The organism is bacterium (assembly GCA_016124905.1).
Taxonomy (GTDB): domain Bacteria; phylum Pseudomonadota; class Alphaproteobacteria; order Rickettsiales; family RI-342; genus RI-342.
On record WGMV01000007.1, the window covers coordinates 1 to 19,165 of the forward strand.

Genomic DNA, 19,165 nt, shown 5'->3' on the forward strand with positions numbered 1-19,165 from the left:
CCTCATTGCGTCGCAAGACGCAGGAGGCAAGAACATGGTGGCAGCCGTGAGCGCGGCGCGTACGCCGCTGCCTCATTGCGTCGCAAGACGCAGGAGGCGAATACAACAAAAGAGGAAGTGCCCATGCATGGCGCTTCCCGCATCGAATAAACATAATCCCTCAGGCGCCGCCTGTGGGTGGATGGGGAGGATAACAGACCAATGAATGCACAGGCCCTGGCTAAACGCGACGCAGTGGGTGAAACCGTGGAGGAAGCCATTTCGCACACCATCCCATCTCCTGCAGCCCCCATCAGCGGAAACAGCCAGTGGGAGAAAGTCGCCGGTCGCCTGCGCGCCCAGTTCGGCGAGGCCACCTTCCGCAGCTGGCTGAAACCGATTGAGTTCAGCGGCCTGCGCAGCGGCACCGTGTCGCTGGCCGTGCCCACCCGCTTCATGCGCGAATGGGTGCAAACCCATTATCAGGATGCGCTGCTCCGCGCCTGGCAGACCGAGGACGCCACCGTCCGCGCCGTGGATGTCTTCGTCAAGCCCGCCGCCTTCGACAAGGGGCGTCAGATTACCCCCAATGTCCCCCCTTCCTCTTCCGCCCCCATGGTGGAAGACATACCGGTTCAGCCCGCCACCTACGCGTCGCGCCCCGCCATCCATGTGGTTGATGCCGCCGACACGCCATCCTCCATCCAGCTCGATCCGCGCTTTACCTTCGACAATTTCGTCGTCGGCAAACCCAATGAGCTCGCCTACGCCGCCGCCCGCCGCGTGGCGGAATCCAACAGCGTTTCCCCGGGCGGCAACCCGCTCTTTCTCTATGGCGGTGTGGGCCTCGGCAAAACGCACCTCATGCACGCCATCGCGCAGCACATCCGCGTCACCAACCCGCGCCGCCGCGTGCTGTATCTCTCCGCCGAAAAATTCATGTACGAGTTCATCCGTTCCCTGCGTGACAAGAACACGATGGAATTCAAAGAGCAGTTCCGCTCCGTCGACGTGCTGATGGTGGACGATGTTCAGTTTATCAGCGGCAAGGATTCCACGCAGGAGGAATTCTTCCACACCTTCAACGCGCTGGTGGACCAGAACAAGCAGGTGGTCATCTCCGGCGACCGCTCCCCGTCTGATCTCGACGGCATCGAGGAGCGCGTGCGCTCCCGCCTCGGCTGGGGCCTGGTGGTGGATGTCCATGCCACGACCTACGAACTCCGCCTCGGCATCCTCCAGTCCAAGGTGGAAAAACTCGGCGCCTCCGTCCCGCGTGAGGTGCTGGAATTCCTCGCCCACCGCATCACCTCCAACGTGCGCGAGCTCGAAGGCGCGCTCAACCGCGTGGTGGCCCATTCCACCCTCGTCGGCCATGGCATCGATCTGGAATCCACCGGCCATGTGCTGCGCGATCTGATCCGCGCCAACGACCGCAAGGTGACCGTGGAAGACATCCAGCGCAAGGTTGCCGAGCATTTCAACATCAAACTGGCGGACATGTATTCCGCCCGCCGCAGCCGCATGGTCGCCCGCCCGCGTCAGGTCGCCATGTTTCTGGCCAAGCGCCTTACCACCCTCAGCCTGCCGGAAATCGGCCGCAAATTCGGCGGCAAGGACCACACCACGGTGATGCATGCCGTCAAGCGCATCGAGGAACTCTGCCTGGAGGACCCCCACATCCGCGAGGATGTCGATCTGCTTGAAAGGCTGATGCAGTCCTAAGCCATGAGCCTGACGCTGGCATCGCTGGCCGGGCGTGTAACGGAGCTTGGCACGAGAACGCCAGCCGAGTGGTTCGACCTTTTTCAGGCAGGCGCGGAAAATACCGCGGGCGATGAATGGGATGACCGCGCGCTCGATTACCTGGCCCTGCTGCACCTGTTGCCGGACGATCTCTTTCACGAATTCTGGGCGGAATTGCCCGCCACCCTCCAGGCCGCATTGTCCAACCCCGATCACCAGCTGGACCGCATGCTGAAAAACGCCCCGCGCGACATGGGCATCATTTTCAGCCGGATGGATGAGGAGGACCGCAACCAGTGCCGCCAGAGCATGAGCGCCATCACCGGCATGATCGAGTCGCGTCAGGATGCCGCTGCCATCATGACCACCTGCCGCGAGCTGCTGTTGCACGACATGGTCGATGATGAGGAAGACACCCCCGATAGTGACGATGATGAGGAAAAATACCCCGACGACCCCGAGGATTACCATTGGGGAGAATCCGAAAGCCTGGCCACCTTCTGGGTTGTGCTCGACAAGGAGGTGATCGACTACCTGCCCGCCCTCGCGCTGATAAAGGACTGGCTGCACGGCCGCCCCATCCCCGCCGATCTGGCGGAGGAAATCACCGGCAGCATCGATCTGGAGGAAATCGGCTCACCACCCGCAGGCGGCATGGAAGCCGCCCTGGTCGCCTCCAGCCTCCGCCATCTGAACGAAACCTGCCGGAATTACACTCAACCATAACTGTCACATAGCGCTGCTATAAGGCAGATTGAAACAATTCCGTGAGTGAACATGGCCGTTCGCATATCCCAGAATGTAATGACCGTGTTGCGGACGGTGGATGCCATGGCCCAGGCCATGGAACAACCTTGGCCGGACCAGATCGAAGTGGTGGAAAACGCATCCCCCATGGCCACCAGTTACGAAGTGTTCGGCTACACCCTGTCCGTGCCGGAAGTGCTGGTGGAAAATCTCCCCGAAGAGCATCTCGACGCCATCATCAGCCATGAAATGCAGCATCAGGAAGACGCGGATGCGATGCAGATGGTCAATGTCACCGTGCAGGAAACGCTCATCCCCATGGTGATGAAGGCGCAGGACCTGTTGAAGGAGGGCAGGGAAAAAGAGGCCCGCACCATTTTACGCGATGCAAGGTTTCTGGCCATCCACCTTATCGCCATCAACAATGAGGCGGAGGTCCGCGCCAGCACCAATGCCGCCGAATTATGCGGGTTTGATGCCATGAAAGGCGCCTATGCCAATATTTTTCGTCTGGCCTATCCGAAAATGGCGGGTTTCGACGATGACGAAATCATCCATCTAGTATCGATGGAAACGCTGGAAGTGAAGCGCTCCATACCCCCCTATTACCGGGCAGAATTTTACGATATGCCCTTTTTCCAGATATTGCACAGGGTGGCCGAGCGGCTCCCGCCCGATGACATATGCCTGTAACCATCCACGGTTAAGATGGTTCATCCGGAAAGATTCTTATGGCCAACACACAGCAATCCCTGCGCGATATCCAGACCGTTGCCGAACACCATGCCCATCAGCGCAGCATCGATATCCGTCCGCGGCTGATGCCCATGCGCGGTGCGCCGCTGCATGCCATCGGTGTCGATAGCCTTGATGAAGGGCGAATAGGTTATCCGGAAAGCTGCCTGGCACTTTCGCCGGATGAGCAGGGAAGCCTGGCGTTGCATGAGGTGGTGCATCTCGGCCAGCATGACCGCCTTATCGAGGCGCAAATGCATCTGGCCAATGCACGTGGGCTGATCAAGGCGATCACCCGAGCTCAAAAAGGCAAAAGCGACGAAGATCCAGCTGCATTGACCCGGCAGGCCAATGCATTCATTGATTCCGCTACGGCCATTTTCAATCAATGCGAACTGGAAGCCAACAGAGCTGAAATAGAAGTCTATGGATTTGAGGTGTTTTACTCCGCGGCATTGAAGGTCGTGCGTTCCGCCAACCCCGATCTGGCCGGGCAGGATGACGTAACCGTGCTTGCCCTGTCCATCGACCGTCATCGCGAGGAAATAACCCATCAGCGCGGTGATATTCAGATTGCTGCGAAAAACAGCGCGGGCGCCGATCTTTCCCTGCAGGAAATCGTGGTGATGCTTGCGCATGAGCAGGGCGTCGATATCGGCCTTTAAGAATTGTGCCGTTGCAGCAAACCAGCATTTGACGCCCCGTTTAATTCGGTTAAAATCAGGTTAAATCGTCATGGCGCGTGGGCAGAATACAGCCTTATAACCAAGCCGCGCCGGATTTGTTTCGCTTTCAGGAGGCCCTTTTGTTTTTAGGAGATTTTGCGTGAACACTGCCCAAGCCGTTAAGCCATCATCCAGCCAGGCTTTTCAAATCACCATTGAGCGCATGGCGCTGTTGCGCGCGCTGGGGCATGTTCAGGGCGTGGTGGAACGTCGCAACACCATCCCCATTCTCGGCAACGTGAAGCTGGATGCCAAAGGCGGCCAATTGACCCTGACCGGCACCGACCTTGATGTCGCCGTGATGGAAACCGTTCCCGCACAGACCCAGGCCGAAGGCCAGGTGACCGTGCCGGCCCACATGTTCTACGACATCGTGCGCAAGCTGCCCGATGGCTCGCAGATCAGCCTCACGCTGGATTCCGCCACCAGCCGCGTATCCGTGGTTGCCGGCCGCTCCAGCTTCTACCTGGCATGCCTGCCCGTGGAAGATTTCCCCGTGATGGATGCCGGTAATTTCGATGCGCGTTTCGTGCTCGCTTCCTCCGAATGCGCCGAGCTGGTGGACAAAACCCGCTTCGCCATTTCCACGGAGGAAACGCGCTATTACCTCAACGGTATTTACCTGCACAGCATGAAGGATAACGGTGTGGAGCTGCTCCGCGCGGTTGCAACCGACGGCCACCGTTTGGCCCGCATGGAAATCCCCTTGCCATCCGGCGCGTCCGATGTTCCGGGCATCATCATCCCGCGCAAGACGGTGGGCGAGCTGCGCAAGCTCATGGATGAATCCGACCAGGATGTGACCATCGAAGTGTCGGAAAACAAAATCCGCTTCTCCGCCGGTGCCATCACGCTGGTTTCCAAGCTTATCGACGGCACCTTCCCGGATTACGAGCGCGTGATCCCCAAGGAGAATGACCGCCTGCTGGAAATCAATGCCAAGGTGCTGCGTGAGGCCGTTGACCGTGTCTCCACCATCGCGTCCGACAAATCCCGCGCCATCAAGCTCATCTGCTCCAACAACGCGCTGACGCTTCTGGCCGACAGCCAGGACCATGGCGAAGCGCAGGAGGTGCTGGAAGTCGACTTTCAGGCCGAGGAAGTGCAGATAGGCTTCAACTCCCGCTACCTGCTCGAGATGCTGTCGCAAATCGAGGGTGAGACGGTACAGTTCGCCTTCTCCGATTCCGGCTCTCCCGCCGTCGTGCGGGACACCGGCACCATGGGCGCGCTCTATGTCATCATGCCGATGCGGGTCTGATAGGCACCTGTGACCCCGACGGAAACCACCAGTGACCATGCGGTAAAAGGGGAGGTTGCGCCCTCGGCGCTGGCTATTACCCGGCTCGTGATGGAGCAGTTCCGCAATTACGATAACCTCGACCTCCAGCTGGAGCCGTTGCCTGTGCTAATTGCCGGGCAAAACGGCATGGGCAAAACCAACCTGCTGGAGGCCGCCTCGCTCCTCGCACCCGGCAAGGGCCTGCGCAGCGCCAGCATCACCGAGCTTCAGCTTGCCAACAGCGCCGCCAAACCCTGGCAGGTGGCCGCCGAGGTCACGGATATCGACGGCAGCCACTGGGTTGCCACTGCCCGCAATGCGGAAGGTGAAAACGATACCCGCCGCGTGAAGATCAACGGCGCCTGGCAGCGCGGCCATGCCGGGCTTGCGGATATACTCGGCATTATCTGGCTGACGCCCTCGATGGATGGCATGCTTTCCGGCAGCGCCAGCCCCCGCCGCAAATATTACGACAAGCTGGTGGCGGGCTTCGTGCCCTCCCACAGCGCCGAAACCGGGCGTTATGATTACCTGATGCGCGAGCGCAACCAGCTTTTGTCTCAGCCCGGCAAGCCGGACCCAAGCTGGCTTTCCGCCATCGAGCAGAAAATGGCCGAATCCGCCGTCGCCATTGCCGACCACCGCCTTCAGGTCATGGAACGCCTCCAATCCGCCCTGCAAAACCTGGCCGATGCCTTCCCCAAAGCCATCCTTTCCATCGAAGGCGAGGTGGAGCAATCCCTCCTGACGGGTGAAAAGGCCCTGGCCGTGGAGCAAAAACTGCGGGAAACCCTGCAAAATCAACGTTCTGACGATGCCCGGAGCGGCCGCACCCTCTCCGGCACTCACCGCAGCGATATGCGGCTGAATTTTCCCGGCAAAAATCAGCCCATGGAGGCATGTTCCACTGGTGAACAAAAGGCGCTCATGCTATCACTGACCATGGCGGTGGCTGAGGCCCGGACAGTCTGGGACAACAGGCCGCCCCTGGTGCTGCTCGACGAGGTCGTCGCCCACCTGGATCGTCATCGGCGCGAAAGCCTGTTCACCACGCTTTCCACCCTCGGCGCCCAGGCATGGATGACCGCCACCGACGCCGAAACCTTCGCCCCCCTGAAAGACAGGGCGCAGCTTCTGCAAGTCGACCAGGCCAGCATCACCCGTCTGTGGTAAGCCACGGCGTTTCCATCGGGAATATGGGGCTTTGCCCCATGCCCCACCAAGGGCCCAGGCCCTTGGATCCCGGTATTTCTTTAGACCCCCATGAATGGGGGTCTAAAGAAATAATGGGGTTCTAGGGGCCTAGGCCCCTAGCAGGGTACGGGACGGAGTCCCGTATTCTTGACACAAACACGAGGGACTACCAATGGCGAGGGAAGCAGTGGCCAGGCAGGAAGATGCGGAATACGGCGCAGGTTCGATCAAGGTTCTGAAGGGCCTGGATGCGGTTCGCAAACGCCCGGGCATGTACATTGGCGATACGGATGACGGCTCCGGCCTGCACCACATGGTCTATGCGGTGATGGACAACGCCATCGACGAGGCGCTTGCCGGGCATTGCACGGAAGTGTTTGTGAGTTTGAACGCCGATGGTTCCGTGACGGTGCGCGACAATGGCCGCGGCATTCCGGTGGACATCCACAAGGAAGAAGGCGTCTCCGCAGCCGAGGTCATCATGACCCAGCTTCACGCGGGCGGTAAGTTCGACCAGAACTCCTACAAGGTCTCCGGCGGTCTGCACGGGGTAGGGGTGTCTGTGGTCAACGCGCTTTCCACCACCTTGAAGCTTCGCATCTGGCGCGGCGGCAATGCGCATTACCTGGAATTCTCCAACGGCGTGGCGGTGGAGCCGCTAAAGGTCGTCGGCGAGGCTGACGGCATGCGCGGCACCGAGGTCACCTTCCTGCCGAGCCCGGAAATCTTTACGCAGACCATCTTCGATGCAGAGACGCTGGAGCGCCGCTTCCGCGAACTCGCCTTCCTCAATTCCGGCGTACGCATTCTGCTGGAAGACCAGCGCGGCGAAGATACCAAGCATTGGGAGTTTTTCTACGAAGGCGGCGTTGATGCCTTCGTGCATTACCTGGACCGCAGCAAAACGCCGCTCGCGCCCTCCATCCGCGTCTTCGGCGAGAAGGACGGCATCACGGTGGATTCTTCCCTGCAATGGAACGACTCCTACCGCGAACATGTGCTCTGCTTCACCAACAACATCCCGCAGCGCGATGGCGGCACGCACCTCATGGGCTTCCGCGCCGCGCTCACGCGTGTGGTGAACCAGTATGCCGACAGCTCCGGCATCGCCAAAAAACAGAAGATCGACCTCCAGGGCGAAGACATCCGCGAAGGCCTTACCTGCGTGCTTTCCGTAAAAGTGCCCGATCCGAAGTTCTCTTCGCAGACGAAAGACAAACTCGTCTCCAGCGAAGTACGCCCGGTAGTGGAAAACCTCGTCGGCGAATCGCTGAACCGCTGGTTTGAGGAACACCCGGTCGAAGCCAAAGCCATTGTCGGCAAGGTTTACGAAGCCGCCAGCGCGCGCGAGGCCGCCCGCAAGGCGCGTGAGCTCACCCGCCGCAAATCCGCGCTGGAATTCTCCACGCTGCCCGGCAAACTTGCCGACTGTCAGGAACGCGACCCCGCCAAAAGCGAACTCTTCATCGTAGAGGGCGACTCCGCAGGCGGCTCCGCCAAACAAGGCCGCAGCCGCCAGAACCAGGCCATCCTGCCGCTGAAAGGCAAAATCCTGAACGTCGAACGCGCGCGTTTCGACCGCATTTTGGATTCCGCCGAAATCGGCACGCTCATCCAGGCGCTCGGCACCGGCATTGGCAACAGCGAGCAGGGCGGTGACTTCACCGTGGAAAAACTCCGCTATCACAAAATCATCATCATGACCGATGCCGACGTGGACGGCGCGCACATCCGCACGCTGCTGCTCACCTTCTTCTATCGCCAGATGCCGCAGATCATCGCCGGCGGCTATCTCTACATCGCCCAGCCGCCGCTCTACAAAGTGCGCCGCGGCAACAGCGAAACCTACTTGAAAGACCAGCTCGCGCTTGAGGATTATCTGCTGGATGCCACGCTGGACGAAGCCGTCCTCACCGGCCCGAACGGTGAGCAGCATGCGGGCAACGCCTTGCGGACAATGCTGCTCGGCGCTCGCCAGTGGGCAGCCAGTGTCACACGCGCCAAACGCCGCCTGCCGGAAAACGTGCTGGAACTCGCCGCCCTTGAAGGCTTGCTGGACCCCGCCGCGCTCACCAACCCTGCCACGTTGGAAAAAACCGGCACCGCACTCGCCGAACGCCTGCGCCTGCTGGAAGTGGAGCCCGATGCCGTCGTCTGGAAAGCTGCCGTCACCGATCAAGGTCTCCAGCTCAGCCGCACCACCCGCGGCGTGACGGATCACTACCATCTCGATACCGCATTGCTCGCCTTCAACGACACGCGCAACTTCGCCATGCAGGTGCCTGCCATGCGCGAATGGTTCACCGGCCCGATGAGCTTCAAACGCAAATCGCAGGAATTCACCGCCGGCACCCCCGCGCAGCTTTACAACCAGCTGATGGATGTCGCGCGCAAGGGTCTCACCGTGCAGCGCTTCAAAGGTCTCGGTGAAATGAACCCCGACCAGCTCTGGGAAACCACGCTCGACCCCGATGCACGCACCCTGCTGCAGGTCGGCATTGAGGATGCCGAGAAAGCCGAAGATGTTTTCTCCACCCTCATGGGCGATCTGGTGGAACCCCGCCGCGACTTCATTCAGACCAACGCGCTGAACGTCGTCAACCTGGATATCTAGGCAGCATGCCCCGTTGCCATTCCGGCGCGGGCCACTTCCATGTCGCAAAGGGTCTGCACCCATTCCTCTTCCAGCACCGGGATGGTCCCCGGGCAGGATGCCTCAATAAGGCGCAAAGGCGCCAGCAATTCGGTATCGATGGGCGTTGTATGGATAGCCTTGATCGCCAACTTGACAAATTCATCGATGAAAGCAGCCTGCGCATGCAACACCTGCGCAGGGTCATCGGTATATTTTAGCATGCCCATAAGGTTGCCAAATGCCTCGCCCCAGGTGTTTCCATGCGGCGTATCAATGGTGCAAGGCTCTGTGCGCAGCGGATCGCACCCCAGCGTATAATGCCGGTGAAGCGACATGATAAAAAACACCTCGCCAAGCAGCAGTCCCACTTCCTCGCCGGTTAGCGGTTGTTCTACCGGGCTGCTGGCCGCATGAATAGCGCCGATGGTGGCGCGGATGTCGGCGCGTTCCTGGGAATATTTATCTCCCGCATTGCAGCTGAGCGCGCGAAGAATGGCATGATAGACTGGCCATTGGTAATAGAGCTTGCCGTCCTGCGCATGGGTGGAAAAGCGGCCCACATCACCAATCTCTACCTCTGGAAGGCATGTGCCCAGGCTGGTTGCAATATCTTCCAGCCATTCCAGCAGGGGCAGGGCAAAGCTTGCCGCTCCAACCCCAGGGCCATAAATGGCATTAAACACCTCCCGGTCATGGAGAAAGGCAACATGCTCGGCAATGCCTCGGCGGGTGGGGTAGGGAAATGCTCCATCCTGCGGCCAGTCCGGCGGAAGTTCTCCTTCCGGCAGCAGCTGGCAATGGGCCGCCATCTCCACCATCCGGTCAAACCGGCGCTGAAAATCATTCAGCGGCTGAACCCAGCCCATGTCCATATCTGGGTAAAAGGCCAGATCAATCATGGGATTATCCGTACTCAGCTTATCCAGCTCTTCCCTGCGAAAAAATCCGAACAGCAAGGCTGCGTGGTTACCCTCAGCCAGGTAGTTCCAAAAGCTTATTCTCAAGGTGGCAAGCTGCGTAGTCGGCGCACCGTTTGCGCACATGGCTTCCATCTGCCGCGCGATTCTGATCAGCGGGCGGATGTCATTATCGGGATATTCTCGGCGTTGAAACGTAGTGGAAAGACTGTTTCCCTGGCGGAAAAGCTCCGCATACTCGCTTTCGCTGAGGGGCTCGTCCCAGAACGCGTCATATCCTTCCGAAACCCACTCCTTCAGCATGGGAATGATCTGTTTCCCCATATAGGGAAACAGTGTCTTGAAATAAATCAGCCTGAACATGGACGGTTCCTGCGCGGCAAACACCCGGTGTATGGGCCACAGGCCTTCCGTGTTTTTCGTGGTCACGTCATGCGTGGCCAGCTTGCTTCTTCCGTCGGCCAGGCCCGATCGGAGAAGCCATAACAGCATGGATGTAAGCGCTTTAGGCTGCACAAATTGCCCCATCATGAACAGCGGCACCCTACCAAGCGATGATGACTGTTTTTTGACGGTAAAACCGCTCGCCATTTGCCAAACAGCCGCTAGAATCAAAGAAAAAACAGGGATGGTATCATGACCGAGGCAGACGTTGCCCTGGTGCAGGTGGAATTCGCCAAGCCGCATTGGCCGAGCATGCACGCGCCCGATTCGGGAAGTTGGGCGGTCTATGACGGCGCGCAGCATCACGCCGACTATCTTGAAAAACTACAGGCCAAGCGGCCCGAACGGGCGCATCGCATCAGCGATTACATGGCCCATGCCGAGCAGGTCGGCACGGTGCTGATTCACGCATTGCAGCGGCAGGACGGTTTTGAGGCCTCCCAGCCCTATTACCTGGCCATGGATGCCACCTTAACCGACCACCGCGAGCTGGCCCGCGGCATCGTGGGGGATATTGAGAAGGGCCTCGGCCGATTGTGGGATTCCATTGCACAGGAAGATGGCCGCGAGCGCAAAAAACGCGCCGTGTTCAACATGAGCGCGGGTATTTTCGATTTTCAGTCCCCCAGCCGCGAACTCACGCATGAAAGCTTCGAGGGCACCTTAAGGCAGCTTTTCAGGCTGGTGACGGACGACATGCTCTTTGTCCGCGCCGCCGGCAATTACATGCATAACCCCGAAGTGGAAACCGGCCAGGAAGGCGTCATGAGCGCGGGCCTTGGCAACGTCATCACCATCGGCGTGGGCGATGAGCAGGAGGGCATCTACCCCGAATCCGCCGTGGGGGATTTTGCTGTGGATTGCTATGTGCGCCCGGCCAACGGCTGGCACGCCACCTCCTTTGCCGCGCCGCGTATGGCCGGTTTTGCGCGCGCCCTGATGAAGGCATTTCCCGATGTGCCGAGCCATTTCATCAAATCCGCCATCATCCGCTCCGCCAGGCGGCCGGATGTGGATTATGGTGAGCAGCTGAACGCCAATGGTTTTAAGGATGAAGACGAAACCGTGCTGATGATGCCGGAAAAGTGCCTGGCTTGGGGCAGCCGGGGCGGGGCGGGCTACGTCGCCATCCCGGACGATCCCGCGCAATATCCCGCCACCGCCACTTGGCAATTGCTGGAATCCTGGCGCAATTACTCCCTTCCCTCCATCGATCAGCAGGCGCTGGAAAGTCCCACGCGTTTCGCATGTGAGGGCGGCCAGTGCAGCGCCTTCGTCACCCAGTCCCTCAGCCCTTTCAACACCATGCTGGCCTTTCACGTGCGCTCCCTGACGGGGGAGAGGCTGGACGGCCACACGCTGGGCATCACCCTTATCAGCCCGGAAATAAACGGGCAGAGCACGCGCATTCAGCTCAAGCGCCCCGGCACGGATTTCGATCGCGGCAGCCTGTGCAGCTCGGCCTTCATAGGTGAAAACACCGCCGGCCTCTGGCAACTGGAGGTCACCGGCATGCCGCCCCACGCCACCGTGGAAGCCGACATCCGCTTCAGCGGCGTTCCCTATCGGGAAGATCCCACCTGGCAGCGCACACATGAAATGGCATCACATATGTCCGAAAGAGTAATGGAACATTCCGCCTGATCAAAGCGTTGGTGTATCCGTATCCATCGCAGCCTGCTGCGTCATGGCTGCGCCAATCACATCGCCTTCCAGCAGCCCGGGTATTACGTCCGGAAAATGCTGATGAAGTAATAACAAGGGGGCGGCCAGCTCCGGCGGGGCGGCATCGGTGGCGATGAAGTTTTTCACGAGCTCTGCAAGATCGTGGAGATAGTCTTGGTTCTGCAGCAGCACGTTATGCGGGTCTTCGCTGAGGCGCAGCGCCTCCACAAGCCGGTCGCTGGCTTCAAACCAACTGATGCGCGGGTTGCTCGGCAGGGATTCCACCAGCATGAGCTTGACCCATTTGGGGTCCAGCCCGCAAATGCTTACCGCCATGAAGCAGGAACTCAGCAGCAGGATGATTTCATCGGCATCCAGCGGGTGAGCTTGTTCAGCATGGGCTTGATCAATATGGCGCAATGTCTCGAAAAATGCATTCGGGTCCTCACTGCGCAAAAAATGGTCGGCAATCAGCAACGCCTTAAGCGCTGCATTGCATACGGGCCAGTGATGATAGCGGCTGGTTGGTTTTGCTCCCACTTGCGGCAAATCGCCGATGATGGCTTCAGGCAAATCTGCGCCATGGACGTGAGCAATGACCTCCGCCCATTTCAGCAGGGGCAGGGTATACAGCGCGGCGCCAAAATTCGGGCTGAATATCGCGTTGAAGATATCGCCATTATTCATATATTGCGTCAGGTGCTGAAAAATATCGCGCCTGCTGGGGAACGGCAGCGGCCCGTCCATGGGCCAGTCATCGGGCAACTCACGGTTTGGCACCAGGGGGCAGATGGCGACACGGTGCACCATGTCGTCGAAGTTCCGCTCAAACGCATGGCACTCATCCTCTTCCTGCTCCACCCAGTCTGCCTGCGTGAAAATATCTTCCACATCTTCACGGAATTCGGGCTGCGCGAGTCTGCTCATTCTCTCCAGACGATGAACCCCATGCAGGATGACGTCGCGGTTCCCTTCGCCCAGATGCTTCCAGAACTCCATGCGCAAAGCGGAAAGCTTCTCGATATCTTCTGGGCTGCGTTCATCCCCGTTTTGCTGAATCAGCCCTTGCTGCAAGGCTTCAATCTCACGCGCAATGCCGACGGTCGGGCGTATGTCCACCGGCTCGCGCTGTTTAAAGCGGTTTATCACGCTCATGACATTACCGATGCCGAGTTTCTCGTTATCCGAATCAAACAATAAATCATATTCGTCATGGCTGAGGGGCTGGTCCCAGAATGGCTCGCCGGACTGTTCAATCCACCCCTTCATTGCCTCCGGCAATGTATGCTTGAAATAGCTGAACAGCGTCTGGAAATAGACCAGCCGCAGGATGGAAGGTTCCACGGAGTTGAACACATTAACGGCCGAAACCACGGCTGGCGCCATCTGTGGCGATGTATGCGCCACAAGCGTTTTGCTCAATTCTCCAGTTTGCGCGCCGAAGCGAAGCATCCATAACATAAAACGCGTTAAACGCATGGCATCAATGGTAGGGGCATCGTTCATGGCAACCTCAAAAGCAATGCAGCAGCTTACACAGCAGGCATTACGATTTATTGACAAATTAACACTATTCTCCGCACAGGAGTTTTCATGACCTTCGTAGCACGCAAACCCAAAGCCCGGATTGCTACCAGCCAAAGCCCGTGGATTGCTTCGGTTATCGAAGGAAGCTGCCATTTTGCCGACGAAGCCACCGCCCTCAAGCGGCTGGAGGCCATCAAACGCCAGTTTATCCTTTCAAAACATCAACCTGCGCAAGATTATCCCCGCCCGGCCTGCATTCTTTGGGTCAAAGCCTATGAGGTAACGGAAGAGGAGGCCGCCCAGGGCTATCTGGGCCATTACGCCATCCTGACCGTGGAATTGCCCAACAACAAGGGCCGTTCCCCCATTTCCATTACCAAGCTCCCGTCCGAACTGGCCATGCACCCGCAGAAAAAGCGGCCCAAAACCAAACACCCGGACTGGGGCTTTCACGTGCTGCGCGGCGTGCAGCAGGGCAGGCATTACCTCACATCACAAGAGGGGCAGCAGCAGCTGGAAATGCTGCATGACGAATTCCCCGATACCTCCATCCTCTGCACCCACAAGCTCTACACCATCATCTACCGCAAGGCCGACAATCCCAGGGATTCCATCCAGAAATGGGTGCTGACGGTGGAACCCACGCCCGAGGGCACCTTCACCATCAAGGCCGCCCCCAATAATTACAAAAAGCCGAGCACCCTCAAACCCGGCGAATCCACCGAGATCCGCCCCCTGGGCTATTTCACTGCCAAAGCGCAACTGGGCAAAAAACCGGGAAAACCCGCAGAAACAGCCTAGGTTAATTAATAAATTAACATTTTCAGTTACGATAATGGAACGATCCGTGACAGGTCTGTATCCATTTTAACGATCTTTCGCATGGCGGCGCCAGGCGCAAAGCCCGCGGCCCTATACCTGTCACCTGCCGCACGCCCCGCCATGCCTTTTCTTTGTCTTCTGTTTTCCCCTTCCTATTTCACGTTCGTGATGAGGGGTGAAGGCATGTTCAGCTGACTTGGCCCGTGAATCTCCACGACGGTCGGCTTTCGTCGAATTACGGTGCATTTCGCACCAGAAAGAACAAGAGCAATATCATGACTCAGTATCTTCCTTCCAAACGTCAGGTTGGTTCCTTTATTCTGGAGGTAATCGTTAAGGTTCCAGCCGTGCTGATCGGATTGATTCTCGCAATCCTGACTGGCATTGCCGTTGGCTTCAGCATCCTGATTAACCGTCGGGTTACAGGAGAGCGTGTATTCGGGTTGGCTCGTAGACTTGTGCTGTGGGACAATCAAATAACGTTCCGAGATGTCTTTACGATGATGACGAGTGCAACGATTCTTGTCCTCATCGGCATCCTTGTGCTGACACACCTCAACGTGCCGCAACAAGTGGCTCCCCCAGTGGATGCAACGGTAACCGGGCAAACGGCGGTAGAAAGTGGCATCAGTACGCTCGCCATCGGCGGTGATGTGAAAACATTGCCAGCAGGTGACGGACAGACGGTGTTGCCAGAAGCGACCCCAAATTACACGTTTGTTACCGAGCCTGCTGGTACGGTAACGATGGTGTCGCCTGCGGTTGACGCTCAAACTGTGCCGCAAGGTGCAAGTTTTTCTGTAGAGCGTGAAGCAGTTCGTATTGCCTGCAATATTCTTCAAGGTGCGAACGTAATACACGGCGAACCTTGGGGGCGTATTGGCTCTCTGGGATACCTTGATGGTCGTGGCCCGCAACTCCGCATCAACCCGCAAGGGCAATGCGAGTTCGTGCAGATCGTCAGCGGTATGTGGACGGCGATTGGCGCTACGGAGTTTCACTACTCTGTGGGCGGTCCCTACGCTCAATAGCAAGCATCATGTTTCTCTCCGATTCCGGCCATGATTACGAAAAGAATCGTGGCCGGAGCTGGGTGAGCAACAAGGGTTGTTCGCATATCAGGGCTACCCCCTGGGAAGGATTGAGGATTGAAATATTTGAATAGGGGAGCATGGCTCCTTCGGGGTTATACTAGCTACTATGCGCACGATGTGTGCATGGCCTTGTTGGTGTTGACCATCGTCGTATCCGGTGTCGCGTTCACCATGGGGCCAGGCCCTGTAGGGTGCGCCGTGCACCGGATTACATCACCCATGATGGGCCATTCCGTGGTCCAAAATGGGGAATGGTGCAACTTCACTCCCTAAGACCCACCCGGTCTGCCCTTAAACAAGGCAGCCGGGTTTCTTTTTGCCCAAAATATCCGCAATCTGTCATATGGCTGCAACAGATGAGATCCATAACCCTTGGTTCTATATCACAAGGCTAAATACCCATTATGGCACATAACAGCAGACTCGATAACGAAGCATTGGCAGAGCGGCTTGAGGCTGTCCTTAGCCACCATTATCCGGATATCGAACATCAGGTCGCCGTGCATGTCATGCAGGAAGCCGGTTATTTCGCGGTCACGGTCCCGCGCGGTGCTGAATCCATCTGCAAACACGAATCCCCCGAGGCCGCGATGGAAAACATCCTGGCCGATCTGGGCTTCGACTGGAACGAATACGGCGTGAACGAAATAGGCCGGGACGACAATGCGGGAAGCCACGATGACGACGGCCTCTACACCGAATATGTCAATATAGGCGTTCACATCGACATGACTTACTGGGACCGGTTCTTCGATTTCATCGACGTGCTGTACGGTGAGACACGGCAGGGCAAATCCAGGGAAAGATCCAGCCCTGACAACAGCCCCACACAGCTTGATAACGGCTATGTGTCAGACCATAACCTGTTCAGCGCCAACCAGACCGAGGCGGAACAGTCGCTCCGTCATCAGCAATTGCTGGATACGCTGAGGGCAAACCTTGAGCAGTGGCTGAATGTGGGTTCCGGTCCCAAGTCGCGGGGCGACTATCTGAACTAGGCCGCTTTCCGCTTATCGGTAACGAATTCCAGCCCGCTCTCACCGGCCGTCAGCTTCACCGCATCGCCATCATGGATCGTGCCTTCCAGCAGTCCGAGCGCCAGCTTGTCCTGCAGCTCGCGCTGGATCACCCGCTTCAGCGGGCATGCGCCGTAAACGGGGTCATAGCCCGCATTGGCAAGCCACTCATGCGCCTTCTTATCCAGCGTCAGCGTGATGTGCCGCTCTGCCAGCCGTGCCTCCAGCCGCTTGAGCTGAATATCCACGATGCCGTCCATATGCTGACGCGACAGATGGTGGAACAGGATGATCTCATCCAGCCGGTTCAAAAACTCGGGGCGGAAGTGCCCGCGCACCACCTGCATCACCTTTTCACGGGTGATCTCATAGGGCGTGTCCTCGCTTGCATTCACCAGAATCTCCGACCCCAGATTGGAGGTCAGCACGATCAGTGTATTACGAAAATCCACCGTCTTGCCGTGGCTGTCTGTCAAGCGGCCTTCATCCAGCACCTGCAAAAGCAGGTTGAACACATCCGGGTGCGCTTTTTCGACTTCGTCGAACAGCACCACCTGATACGGCCTCCTGCGCACGGCCTCAGTCAGCACGCCGCCTTCCTCATAGCCCACATAGCCGGGAGGCGCGCCGATCAGCCGCGCCACGGCATGCTTCTCCATGAACTCGCTCATATCCACGCGAAGGATCGCCGCCGGGTCGTCGAACAGGAATCGCGCAATCGCCTTGCACATCTCCGTTTTCCCCACCCCCGTCGGGCCGAGGAATAAAAAGCTGCCAATCGGCTTATCCGGGTCGGAAAGTCCCGCGCGGGAGCGCCGCACGGCGTTGGAAACCGCCTTCAGCGCATCCGCCTGGCCCACCACCGTCTCATTCAGCACCTCTTCCATGCGCAGCAGTTTATCGCGCTCGCCTTCCAGCATCTTATCCACCGGAATACCCGTCCAGCGCGACACCACACTGGCAATATCCCGCTCGGTCACGCTTTCTTTCAGCATCGTGCCGCCCTTGGCATCCTCGGCCAGTTTGATTTTCTTTTCCAGGTCGGGAATCACGCCATAGGCCAGTTCACCGGCTTTGGCCAGTTCACCCTGGCGCTGCGCCATTTCCAGGTCCTTGCGTGCCTGCTCCAGTTTGATTTTCAGGTTCTTGCTGTCATCGATGCGGCTTTTTTCCGACTGCCATTTTTCGGTCAGCAGACGGGCTTCCTCTTCCAGCGAGGCCAGTTCTTTCTCCAGCTTCACTAGCCGCTCACGGCTGGCTTCGTCGCCTTCCTTCTTCAACGCCTCGCGCTCGATTTTTAGCTGCATGATGCGCCGGTCCAGCTCATCCAGCGCTTCGGGCTTGCTGTCCACCTGCATGCGCAGGCGCGATGCCGCCTCGTCCATAAGGTCAATCGCCTTGTCCGGCAAAAACCGGTCATTGATGTAACGGTGGGAGAGGGTGGCCGCCGCGACGATGGAAGGGTCGGTGATGCGCACCCCGTGATGCGCCTCGTATTTCTCCTTCAATCCGCGCAGGATGGAAATCGCATCCTCCACCGTCGGCTCGCTTACGAACACCGGCTGGAAGCGCCGTGCAAGTGCGGCGTCCTTCTCGATATACTTACGGTATTCCGCCAGCGTCGTGGCGCCCAGGCAATGCAGCTCACCCCGCGCCAGCGCAGGCTTTAACAGGTTGGAGGCATCCATGGAGCCCTCCGCCGCACCCGCACCCACCAAGGTGTGCAGCTCGTCGATGAACAGGATAATCTCGCCACCCGCATGGCCGATCTCGTTCAGTACCGATTTCAGGCGCTCCTCAAATTCCCCACGAAATTTCGCCCCCGCCACCAGCGCGCCAAGGTCGATGGAAAGCAGCCGCTTTCGCTTCAGGCTTTCCGGCACATCGCCATTGACAATGCGTTGCGCCAGCCCTTCCACAATGGCCGTTTTGCCCACGCCCGGCTCACCGATAAGCACCGGGTTGTTTTTCGTGCGCCGCGCCAGCACCTGAATACTCCGACGGATTTCCTCATCCCGCCCGATTACAGGGTCCAGCTTGCCTTCCCGCGCCATGGCGGTGAAATCCTTGGTGTATTTTTCCAGTGCCTCATAGGCGTTTTCGGCATTGGCGCTGTCGGCCTTTTTACCCTTGCGCATGCCCTTGATGGCTTCTTTCAGCTTTTGCGGGGTAATGCCCTCGCTCGCCAGCAATTTGCCCGAGGGGGTCTCCTGCTCCAGCGCCAGCGCCAGCAGCAGCATTTCCGCCGTCACGAACTGGTCTTTCTGGATGTGCGATTCATTTTCCGCCGTGGTGAACACCTTGGCCGCGCCGGATGTCAGGCGCAGCCCACCCGTATCCCCCTGAACCTTCGGGATTTTTGCCAGTTCCTGGTTCAGCCGGTTCATCAGCACCTGCCAGTTGCCGCCCAGCCCATCGATCAGCCGCGCCGCCATGCCCTCGCTGTCGTCCAGCAGGGCCTTGAAGATATGCTCCGGCGTAAATTGCTGGTGCCCCTCCCGCAGCGCGATGGACTGCGCGGATTGCACAAAACCCCGGGCACGGTCGGTATAACGGTCGAGTTGCATATGTTTCTCTGGTTTAAATGAACAGGATAAGGATGATATTGGGAGAATGGCGCTAAATTTCAAGGCTGCC

At 58.6% G+C, this 19,165-nt stretch carries 14 protein-coding genes; 11 read left to right on the forward strand and 3 right to left on the reverse strand.

Going from position 1 to position 19,165, the window contains the following annotated elements:
* Window positions 1–201 precede the first annotated feature (201 nt).
* The 7 genes from dnaA (at window position 202) to gyrB (ending at window position 9,022) form a co-directional block, all read left to right on the forward strand.
* The gene (gene dnaA, locus GC177_01910) at window positions 202–1,704 is read left to right on the forward strand and encodes a chromosomal replication initiator protein DnaA (GenBank protein MBI1274709.1); all 1,503 of its coding nucleotides are present in this window, start codon (window positions 202–204) and stop codon (window positions 1,702–1,704) included.
* 3 nt (window positions 1,705–1,707) lie between these two features.
* Entirely contained in the window at window positions 1,708–2,451 is a 744-nt protein-coding gene (locus GC177_01915; GenBank protein MBI1274710.1) for a hypothetical protein, read from the forward strand.
* A gap of 51 nt (window positions 2,452–2,502) precedes the next feature.
* Entirely contained in the window at window positions 2,503–3,165 is a 663-nt protein-coding gene (locus GC177_01920; protein MBI1274711.1) for a M48 family metalloprotease, read from the forward strand.
* A gap of 38 nt (window positions 3,166–3,203) precedes the next feature.
* Window positions 3,204–3,872 (forward strand): hypothetical protein, encoded by a 669-nt coding sequence (locus GC177_01925; GenBank protein MBI1274712.1) that lies wholly within the window; start codon window positions 3,204–3,206, stop codon window positions 3,870–3,872.
* A gap of 223 nt (window positions 3,873–4,095) precedes the next feature.
* Window positions 4,096–5,193, forward strand: coding sequence for a DNA polymerase III subunit beta (locus GC177_01930; protein MBI1274713.1), 1,098 nt, complete (start codon window positions 4,096–4,098; stop codon window positions 5,191–5,193).
* Between the two features lie 9 nt (window positions 5,194–5,202).
* Entirely contained in the window at window positions 5,203–6,387 is a 1,185-nt protein-coding gene (gene recF, locus GC177_01935) for a DNA replication/repair protein RecF (protein MBI1274714.1), read from the forward strand.
* Between the two features lie 193 nt (window positions 6,388–6,580).
* The gene (gyrB, locus tag GC177_01940) at window positions 6,581–9,022 is read left to right on the forward strand and encodes a DNA topoisomerase (ATP-hydrolyzing) subunit B (GenBank protein MBI1274715.1); all 2,442 of its coding nucleotides are present in this window, start codon (window positions 6,581–6,583) and stop codon (window positions 9,020–9,022) included.
* Here the strand turns inward: gyrB and GC177_01945 are convergent.
* A complete protein-coding gene (locus tag GC177_01945; GenBank protein ID MBI1274716.1) occupies window positions 9,019–10,491 on the reverse strand; it encodes a hypothetical protein in 1,473 nt (490 codons plus the stop codon). The genes gyrB and GC177_01945 overlap by 4 nt on opposite strands.
* A gap of 105 nt (window positions 10,492–10,596) precedes the next feature.
* On the opposite strand from GC177_01945, the gene GC177_01950 reads away from it, so the two are divergent.
* On the forward strand, window positions 10,597–12,048 hold the full coding sequence (locus GC177_01950) for a S8 family serine peptidase (GenBank protein ID MBI1274717.1): 1,452 nt from the start codon (window positions 10,597–10,599) through the stop codon (window positions 12,046–12,048).
* Here the strand turns inward: GC177_01950 and GC177_01955 are convergent, their stop codons facing one another.
* Entirely contained in the window at window positions 12,049–13,575 is a 1,527-nt protein-coding gene (locus GC177_01955; GenBank protein ID MBI1274718.1) for a hypothetical protein, read from the reverse strand.
* Between the two features lie 87 nt (window positions 13,576–13,662).
* Between GC177_01955 and GC177_01960 the strand changes: the two genes are divergently transcribed.
* From GC177_01960 to GC177_01970, 3 genes are all read left to right on the forward strand, one after another.
* Window positions 13,663–14,397, forward strand: coding sequence for a hypothetical protein (locus GC177_01960; protein MBI1274719.1), 735 nt, complete (start codon window positions 13,663–13,665; stop codon window positions 14,395–14,397).
* A gap of 296 nt (window positions 14,398–14,693) precedes the next feature.
* On the forward strand, window positions 14,694–15,449 hold the full coding sequence (locus GC177_01965) for a hypothetical protein (protein ID MBI1274720.1): 756 nt from the start codon (window positions 14,694–14,696) through the stop codon (window positions 15,447–15,449).
* A gap of 467 nt (window positions 15,450–15,916) precedes the next feature.
* On the forward strand, window positions 15,917–16,510 hold the full coding sequence (locus tag GC177_01970; GenBank protein MBI1274721.1) for a hypothetical protein: 594 nt from the start codon (window positions 15,917–15,919) through the stop codon (window positions 16,508–16,510).
* Here GC177_01970 and clpB read toward each other — a convergent pair.
* The gene (clpB, locus tag GC177_01975) at window positions 16,507–19,095 is read right to left on the reverse strand and encodes an ATP-dependent chaperone ClpB (protein ID MBI1274722.1); all 2,589 of its coding nucleotides are present in this window, start codon (window positions 19,093–19,095) and stop codon (window positions 16,507–16,509) included. The two genes, GC177_01970 and clpB, sit on opposite strands and share 4 nt — an antisense overlap.
* Window positions 19,096–19,165: the final 70 nt, after the last annotated feature.